7 protein-coding genes are annotated in these 6,195 nt (G+C 68.7%); all 7 read right to left on the bottom strand.

Translation table 11 applies throughout. The annotated features are described in order from the left end of the window. Positions 1-182 precede the first annotated feature (182 nt). The 7 genes from ACWDZ6_RS20935 to ACWDZ6_RS20905 all read right to left on the bottom strand — a co-directional run bounded on the left by ACWDZ6_RS20935 (position 183) and on the right by ACWDZ6_RS20905 (position 6,193). A complete protein-coding gene (locus ACWDZ6_RS20935) occupies positions 183-1,280 on the bottom strand; it encodes a DivIVA domain-containing protein (RefSeq protein ID WP_326649336.1) in 1,098 nt (365 codons plus the stop codon). A gap of 49 nt (positions 1,281-1,329) precedes the next feature. Next, complete coding sequence (locus ACWDZ6_RS20930; protein WP_326649337.1) at positions 1,330-1,626, bottom strand: YggT family protein; 297 nt, start codon at positions 1,624-1,626, stop codon at positions 1,330-1,332. A gap of 68 nt (positions 1,627-1,694) precedes the next feature. Next, entirely contained in the window at positions 1,695-2,300 is a 606-nt protein-coding gene (locus ACWDZ6_RS20925; RefSeq protein ID WP_326649338.1) for a cell division protein SepF, read from the bottom strand. A 124-nt stretch (positions 2,301-2,424) separates the two neighbouring features. Then, the gene (locus ACWDZ6_RS20920; RefSeq protein ID WP_451504042.1) at positions 2,425-3,144 is read right to left on the bottom strand and encodes a YggS family pyridoxal phosphate-dependent enzyme; all 720 of its coding nucleotides are present in this window, start codon (positions 3,142-3,144) and stop codon (positions 2,425-2,427) included. Positions 3,145-3,166: 22 nt separating this feature from the next. Further along, on the bottom strand, positions 3,167-3,910 hold the full coding sequence (gene pgeF / locus ACWDZ6_RS20915) for a peptidoglycan editing factor PgeF (RefSeq protein ID WP_451504041.1): 744 nt from the start codon (positions 3,908-3,910) through the stop codon (positions 3,167-3,169). Beyond that, on the bottom strand, positions 3,907-5,112 hold the full coding sequence (ftsZ, locus tag ACWDZ6_RS20910) for a cell division protein FtsZ (RefSeq protein ID WP_351454435.1): 1,206 nt from the start codon (positions 5,110-5,112) through the stop codon (positions 3,907-3,909). Before ftsZ ends, pgeF begins: the two co-directional genes overlap by 4 nt. Before the next feature lie 274 nt (positions 5,113-5,386). Then, positions 5,387-6,193, bottom strand: a complete 807-nt coding sequence (locus tag ACWDZ6_RS20905) for a cell division protein FtsQ/DivIB (RefSeq protein ID WP_389183841.1) — start codon at positions 6,191-6,193, stop codon at positions 5,387-5,389. Positions 6,194-6,195: the final 2 nt, after the last annotated feature.

Genomic DNA, 6,195 nt, shown 5'->3' with positions numbered 1-6,195 from the left:
CTCGGCACCCTCTGCGCCCTCGGGCGGGGGGGGGGGCCCGGGGCCCCCCGGGGGGGGGCGCAGTTAAGCCCCGGGCGGGGGGGGGGGGGGGGTGTTTCCAAAAGGGGCCGGGCCCGGGACATCAGTCCCGGGCCCGGCCCTTCAGCCTGCCGACGGCTACGCGCGATACGCGCGATACGCCGTCAGTTGTCGTCCTCGTCGATCAGGAAGCCGCGCATCGGCGACGGAGCCTGCTGCATCGGCTGCGGCGCCTGCGGCCGCACCGGTGCCATCGGCTGGGTCATCGCCGGCGACATCTGCTGCTGGCCACCGTAGGACGGGCCACCGCCCATGGACTGGTTGCCGCCCATCTGCTGTCCCATGGACTGGCCCATCGACGGGTTGCCGCCCATGGTGTGACCCATCGCACCCGCACCGGCCGGAGCCATCGACGGGGACGGCGGCAGCGACGCGGTCGCGGGGGTCCGCGGCGGAGCCAGCGAGTCGTCCGCCTGGGTCTCCAGCTGACGCAGCTGGCTCTCCAGGTAGGACTTCAGCCGCGTCCGGTACTCACGCTCGAAGCCCCGCAGGTCCTCGACCTTGCGCTCCAGCGTGGCACGCGCGGACTCCAGCGAGCCCATCGCGACGCGGTGCTTCTCCTGAGCGTCCCGCTCCAGCGCATCGGCCTTGGCACGGGCGTCGCGCTCCAGACCCTCGGCACGGCTGCGCGCCTCGCCGACGATCTTGTTGGCCTCGGAACGGGCCTCCGCGATCGCCTGGTCGGCGGTCTGCTGCGCCAGCGAGAGCACACGTGCGGCACTGTCGCCGCCGGGGCCCTGCTGCGGCATCTGCGGGCCGTGGCCACCCATGGGGCCGCCCATCGGGCCACCCATGCCGCCCTGCATCGGGCCGGGACCCATCGGGCCGCCGGGCCCCTGCGGGCCACCGTGGCTGGGACCGGCGGGCAGCTGCGGAGCACCACCGGGCAGCTGGGGGGGACCCATCTGCGGGGGCTGCTGCTGGACCGGCGGTCCGGATATGGCGGCGGGTACCGGCGCACCCGGTCCGCGGCCGTCCTGCGGCTCCGGCGGCTTGCGCATGCCCTGCTGCTGCTGGTTCTGCGCCGCCGCACGGGTCGCCGCGGCCAGCTTGGCGCGCAGATCCTCGTTCTCGCGGAGCAGGCGGGTCAGCTCGGACTCGACCTCGTCGAGGAAGGCATCAACCTCGTCCTCGTCATAGCCTTCTCGAAGGCGGACGGTCGTGAACTGCTTGTTCCGCACGTCCTCGGGAGTCAGCGGCATCTCTACTTCACCTCTACGTAGTCGTCGGCAGTCGGCAAGACCGTATCGCTCACATCCGGCTCGCAAAGTTGTTCACGATGGAGATCAGGATGTAGACGATGATCATCAGAACGAAGAAGGACAGGTCGAGTGCCACGCCCCCGAGACGCAGCGGCGGAATGAACCGCCGCAAAAGCTTGAGCGGTGGATCGGTGACAGTGTAGGTGGCCTCAAGAACGACCACCATCGCCTTGCCGGGTTGCCATGAGCGGGCGAACTGGAAGACGTAGTCCATGACCAGCCGAAAAATGAGCACGATGAGGAAGCACATCAGCGCGATGTAGACAACCTGTAGTGCGACGCCCATCCCGCGCTTCCCTCTCCCCTGGCTCTCCAGTCCGGCCTTGCGGCCGGGTCGTTCCGGTGTCGTGTCTCTCAGCTCTGGTTGAAGAACCCGCCCTCTGCGATGCGGGCCTTGTCCTCCGCCGTGACATCGACGTTAGCAGGCGACAACAGGAACACCTTCTGCGTCACCCGCTCAATGCTGCCATGGAGGCCGAAGACGAGTCCCGCGGCAAAGTCGACAAGTCGCTTCGCATCCGTGTCGTCCATCTCCGTGAGGTTCATGATCACCGGGGTGCCCTCGCGGAAGTGTTCCCCGATGGTACGGGCTTCGTTGTAGGTCCGAGGGTGCAGCGTGGTGATGCGGTAAGGCTCCCGCTCGGACACAACTTTGGGCATGATCACCGGCGAGTTCTTCTCCAGGCTCGGACGTTCAGGTGTGATGGATGCCACGGGGGCAATTCGTGCCGGACGTCCGCTTTCAGCGGGAAGCGGAACCGGCTCGCGCTGCGCGGGCGGCTGCACCATCCGCACCGGTTCCTCCCGCTCCACCTGGTGCGGGGGCTGGTGCCGCCGGTGGTCCCGCTCGGGCTCCGGCTCGGGTTCGAAATCGTCATCGGGATCGAAACCCCGGCCGTCGTAGCCATCGTCCTCCACGAGGCCGAGGTAGACCGCCATCTTGCGCATCGCGCCGGCCATTCTCTGAGTCCTCCGCTCTGTGGTGGATCGGCGTCGTCACCAAGCGCCCGCGATCCACTCGGTCCGCCCGCTGTGTGACGGGAATGACCATATTTTCTGCTGTGGTCCGACTTGCTTAGCGACGCTACCCGAGCCGGGGTCGGACTCCGAGTACCGCAGTGCCGACGCGCACATGTGTCGCTCCGGCCGCCACGGCTTCCTCGAGGTCCGCACTCATCCCTGCTGACACCATGTTCGCAGCCGGATGCCCTGCGCGCAGGCTGGATGAGAATTCCATCAGCCGCTCGAACGCCGCCTGTTGCCGCCCCGCGTACGGCCCGGTGAGCGGCGCGACGGTCATCAGTCCGTCGAGCCGCAGCCCCGGTGACTTCGCCACCGCGGCGGCCAACTCCTCGATGCCGTCGGGCCCGACGCCGCCCCGCTCCCCGCGCTCGCCCGATTCGGCGTCGAGCGCGACCTGGATCAGACAGCCGATCTCACGCTCCGCTCGTACCGCGGCAGCGGAGAGCGACGTGACGAGCTTGAGACGGTCGACGGACTGCACCACATCGGCATAACCCGCCACAGAGCGAACCTTATTTGTCTGCAACTGTCCGACAAAGTGCCAGATGAGATCCAGATCCGAGCAGGCCTCGGCCTTGGGGGCCGCGTCCTGGTCACGGTTCTCGGCGACATGGCGCACGCCGAGTTCATGGAGGAGCCGCACATCGCTCGCCGGGTAGGTCTTGGTGACCACGATGAGGGTCACCTCCTCCCGCTTGCGGCCGGCGGCCGCGCAGGCGGAGGCGATACGTTCCTCCACCATTGCCAGACTCCTGGCGAGTTCGGTCTTACGGTCCGTCATTGCCGTCCGTCATTCCTGTCCGTCATTCCTGTCCGTCCAGCCAGACGTATCCGGCGAGCCGTCCTGTGGTGCTATCGCGACGGTACGAGTAGTGGTCGCCCGATTCCATTGTGCAGACCGGCGAGGCCTGCCGGTCCCGCACGCCGAGCGCTTCGAGCTGGGCATGGACTCCGGCGGTGACGTCGACGGCCGGGGTGCCCCAGCTGGTCTCGGACCAGGCGGCCGGTTCGACCGCGGCCACCTCGGCCCGCATCTGCCCGGGAACTTCGTAGCAGCGTCCGCAGACAGCGGGTCCGGTACGGGCGATGATGCGGGCCGGCTCCGCGCCCAGCGCCTTCATCGCCTCCACGGCGGCGGGCACGACGCCCGCGACCATCCCGGGGCGGCCCGCGTGCGCGGCGGCCACGACACCCGCGACCGGGTCGGCCAGCAGTACGGGGGTGCAGTCCGCGGTCAGTACGGCGAGGGCCAGCCCGCGCCGCGCGGTGACGAGAGCGTCCACCGGCGGAGTCGGCCCGGCGGCCCAGGGCCCGTCCACCTCGGCGACGTCCCTGCCGTGGACCTGGTTCATCCAGACGACCCGGTCCGGGTCGAGATCCAGCGTCTTCGCCGCGATCTTCCGGTTGGTCAGTACGGCCGCGGGATCGTCGCCGACCGCGCCACCGAGGTTGAGCTCCTCGTACGGAACGGCGCTCACCCCGCCCCACCTGTCGGTGAAGGCGAAGTGCGCGCCGCTCGCGTGTATCGCGTCGTGCCGCACTGTCACTTCAAGAAGTCCGGAACGTCCAGCTCTTCGGCCTGGCTGTCCTGGTACGGACGGGCCGGCGGAACCTGCGCGGACCCGGAGTTCAGGTCGTTCGCCACGGGCGCGGGCTCGGCCGGGGCCAGGGACTCCTCACGCGCGGGTACGGTGCCGAGTCCGCCGCCCGCCCGCGAGGTCTCCGTGCCACGGGACGAGGCCGCCGGCTCCTCGCGCTTGCTCGCGCCGGCGCCGAGAACGGTGTCCCGGCGGGTCGGCGGCTGTCCGCCGTCGAAGCCGGCCGCGATGACCGTGACCCGCACCTCGTCGCCGAGAGCGTCGTCGATGACCGCGCCGAAGATGATGTTGGCCTCCGGGTGGGCGGCCTCGCTCACCAGCTGGGCGGCCTCGTTGATCTCGAAGAGCCCGAGGTCCGAGCCACCGGAGATGGAGAGCAGCACACCCCGGGCGCCGTCGATGGACGCCTCGAGCAGCGGCGAGGAGATCGCCATCTCGGCCGCGGCCACCGCGCGGTCGTCGCCGCGGGCCGAGCCGATGCCCATGAGCGCGGATCCGGCCTCGGACATCACGGACTTGACGTCGGCGAAGTCGAGGTTGATCAGGCCCGGCGTGGTGATGAGGTCGGTGATCCCCTGGACACCGGAGAGCAGCACCTGGTCCGCGGACTTGAACGCGTCAAGCACGCTGACCTGGCGGTCCGAAATGGACAGCAGCCGGTCATTGGGGATGACGATGAGGGTGTCGACCTCCTCGCGGAGTTCAGCGATACCGTCCTCCGCCTGGTTGGCGCGACGGCGGCCCTCGAAGGTGAACGGCCGGGTGACCACACCGATCGTCAGGGCGCCGAGCGTGCGCGCGATATTGGCGACGACGGGTGCGCCACCCGTGCCGGTGCCGCCGCCTTCGCCGGCGGTGACGAAGACCATGTCGGCCCCCTTGAGGACCTCCTCGATCTCCTCGCGGTGATCCTCTGCCGCCTTACGACCGACTGCCGGATTCGCTCCGGCGCCGAGGCCTCGGGTGAGTTCACGGCCGACGTCGAGCTTGACGTCGGCGTCGCTCATCAACAGTGCTTGCGCATCGGTGTTGATGGCGATGAACTCGACGCCCTTGAGACCGACCTCGATCATTCGGTTGATGGCATTGACACCACCGCCGCCGACACCGATGACCTTGATGACTGCGAGGTAGTTCTGCGGTGCTGCCACGTCGAAGGCCTCTCGCCTCGAGTTACGTGTCGTCGCTTCGCGGTTGCCGCGTCGCGACGACGGATGCCGATGGGACGGTCCGAACGCCGACCCAAACCCTAACGCTGAAGTTTAGGGTTACCAGTGTGTCTGCTTCTTGGACTCTCCGAACAGGACACTAAGTCGACAAGCGGCGCACGTTCAACGAACACGCCGAACCTCCCGTTTTTCTTTTCACCCTATGTGATCACCCATAGCGCTGACCAACCAGGGTGCTGGCCAGCGCAAATGTGCGTCAACTCCCTGCCGCCGCAGGGGCGGTGGGAGCACTCACATCGAAGTACCCGGCCTTCGGCGCGGCTTTCATCAGTGCGGTGAGTGCGCGCGCCTTCGCCTCGCCCTCCTCGGCGCTGCCCCAGACCACCGTACGGTCCCGGCTCAACTCCAGGGAGATGTAGTCGTATGAGCGCACTGTCACAACTCTGGTGTCCGCCGCGACTTCGCCGGGGAGTTCACCCCTGACCCGTACCGCCTCCTCAAGGAGCCGGTCCGCGCCGAAACGCCGCAGACTTGGGGACTGTTCCGCGGTCAATTCCAGTCGCGGAACAGCCTTGGGAGCCTTGTCCACCGTGGCGAACCGAACGCTCTTCGCGTCCACTTCGATGAACTTTGCGCCCTTTTCGATAAGCAGGATTGGCTTTCGCTCGGTCACTTTCAGACCGATCCCGTCGGGCCATGACCGGACGACATCCACCGAGTCGATACGGGGCAGCTTATGCCGCAGCCGGGCCTCAATGGCGTCCGTATCGACGGAAATCAGTGGCGCCCCGACCGGAACCGCCGCCGCGGCCATCACCTCGGCCGGCGTCAGAACCTCGGTTCCGGTGGTCTTCACGCGTTCCACGCGCAGCCAGTCGGAGCCGTAGAGCACCCAGATTCCGGCCGCGACGGCCAGCACCAAGGCAGCGGCGATCAGCAGGAAACGGCGGCCGGGGAGGCGCGGCCGACGGGCATCGGAGCCCTGGCCGGGCGGGCGGGCCGACCCCGCGTACCCACCGGGGGACTTGCCTGCCCCGCGTTCGGCGGTGGTCGGTCCGGCCACGC

It is taken from the genome of Streptomyces sp. NPDC002926, assembly GCF_053591755.1.
The sequence above is the reverse complement of the archived record's forward strand: the minus strand, read 5'-3'. Positions and strand labels throughout refer to the sequence as shown.